Consider the following 2,010-nt stretch of genomic DNA (forward strand, 5'->3'; position numbering starts at 1 on the left):
ACCCGTTGCAGGAAAAATTTAAACTAAAAAGAAATATATAAAAAAGGATCTTCATTTTATAGATAACTGTTATTCCAAAATAGTGTAATAATAATCTATCGCATACAGTTCGTCATCAAAATATGCATAATCAATGCGAATGTAGCCATCAAAAGCTGGACGGATTCTGGGATCAAATTTTGTTAAAGGTTCATCATTTTCAGTAGCATAGTACCAAGTGGAAATCGTTCCGCGTGAATTGAAGAAATCTGCATTTTTTACGGTAGGTTTTAGCATTGCGACCAATTCTTCTCTCTTCGTATTTTTATCGATGTAAAAACCATTTATTTTCACAAAACCTTCTACCGCAGGAATTTGCATTAATAATGAATCTCTTTTGCTTGGTATGCTAAATGGCTTGTGCTTTTTAAATATAATTCTGTATTTTGTAATTATTTTTAATTTATCTCCTTCGTTATCAAGCATCATTATTGCTTTTCCATATTCATTAAATTCTTCAATATTTGCTTCTGTTAAACTATATGTTTTGCCGTCCTTTCGATTAATAAATAATGCATGTCCATCTTTATCTTTTACGGATCTGGTACCATCAGTCAAGGATATAGGTTTATCTGTATAATATAAGTCGTTTGGGTACTCGGGTTTACCCAAAATTTTAAAAACACTTTTAATGGTATCTGATTTTAATAATTGTTCATTAAAAAATAATTGATATCCTTTTATTTCAAAACGGCTTTTTTGTTTTTTGAATTCTTTTTCAGCATTCACCTTACCATCTGGTTTTGAAGTTTTTTTCTCATCTTTCTCTTGACCATTGCAAGTGATGCAGAGTAGAAAGAAGAAAAATATTCTTAGATTTTTCATCTGTTATTACTCAAAAATGTCATAGTAGTAATCTATCGCATACAGTTCATCATCAAAATATGCATAATCAATTCGAATGTAGCCATCAAAAGCAGGTCTTATTCTTGGATCAAATTTGGTTAATGGTTCATCATTTTCCGTAGCATAATACCAAGTGGAAATCGTTCCTCGGGAATTGAAAAAATCGGCATTTTTTACGGTAGGTTTTAGCTTTGCAACCAATTCTTCTCTCTTTGTATTTTTATCGATGTAAAAACCATTTATTTTCACAAAACCTTCTACTACAGGAATCTGCATTAATAGTGAATCTCAATCACTTGCAACATAACTGGGTTTATGCTTTTTAAAAATTATTCTGTATTTTCTTATAACTTTTAATGTAGCTCCAGTTTTATCTAATGCATATATGGTTTTTCCGTTTTTATTATATTCGTCCATATTGCTTTCTGTCAAGCTAGAAATTTCATTTGTAATCTTATTTTTAAATAATCTATGACCATCCTTATCCTTTTGTATAATATTTTTATAATCTAATAATATCGGTTTATCGATATAGTACATTTCCTCATTAATGGATGGTTCTCCTAATATTTTGAATACATCTGCTACAGTATCTGATTTTAAATTGATATCATTGTAAAATAGTTTATAACCTTGAATTTCAAAACGGTTGTTTTGTTTTTTATACTCTTGTTCAGCATTAACTACAGCTTTTTGTTTTGAAGCTATTTTCTCATTTTTCTCTTGTCCTTGGCAAGAAAAGTTTAAAAAAAATAAAAATATATAAAAAAGGAATTTCATCATTAATCTTTATCTTTCAAACTGTAATAATAATTAATGTAATAAATCCCCTTTTCTTCTTTGGTTTTAGGATCTATTTTGAACACAATGTCGATAAAAACTTTGGGATCATCGGGATCCAAATTTGGATCAAAATCTTTTGCTTTATCTCCCAAATCATAAATCAAGACGGGATCTCCAAGCATGCCCACAATTTGGCTTCCTTCCGGCATTGGTTTTAGTTTTTCTACTAATTCTTTTTTTGTAATACTTTGGTGAATTAATTTGCCATTAATTTTTATGTAACCGTTTAATGCCGGGATTTTGGCTTTGGCGCTATCTTCCTTATTAGGAACAATACTCATT

At 29.6% G+C, this 2,010-nt stretch carries 4 protein-coding genes; all 4 read right to left on the reverse strand.

Annotated features, from left to right (window positions below; translation table 11 throughout):
- Window positions 1-69: 69 nt before the first annotated feature.
- A complete protein-coding gene (locus AC2A1G_RS20015; protein ID WP_484048645.1) occupies window positions 70-864 on the reverse strand; it encodes a hypothetical protein in 795 nt (264 codons plus the stop codon).
- 6 nt (window positions 865-870) lie between these two features.
- Complete coding sequence (locus AC2A1G_RS20020) at window positions 871-1,161, reverse strand: hypothetical protein (protein WP_484048646.1); 291 nt, start codon at window positions 1,159-1,161, stop codon at window positions 871-873.
- A gap of 12 nt (window positions 1,162-1,173) precedes the next feature.
- Window positions 1,174-1,668, reverse strand: coding sequence for a hypothetical protein (locus AC2A1G_RS20025; RefSeq protein ID WP_484048647.1), 495 nt, complete (start codon window positions 1,666-1,668; stop codon window positions 1,174-1,176).
- Window positions 1,668-2,010: hypothetical protein (locus AC2A1G_RS20030; RefSeq protein WP_484048648.1), on the reverse strand; the 343-nt coding region annotated here is incomplete at its 5' end. The genes AC2A1G_RS20025 and AC2A1G_RS20030, both read right to left, overlap by 1 nt.

Source organism: Chryseobacterium sp. HNCC26DJ240 (genome assembly GCF_057180485.1).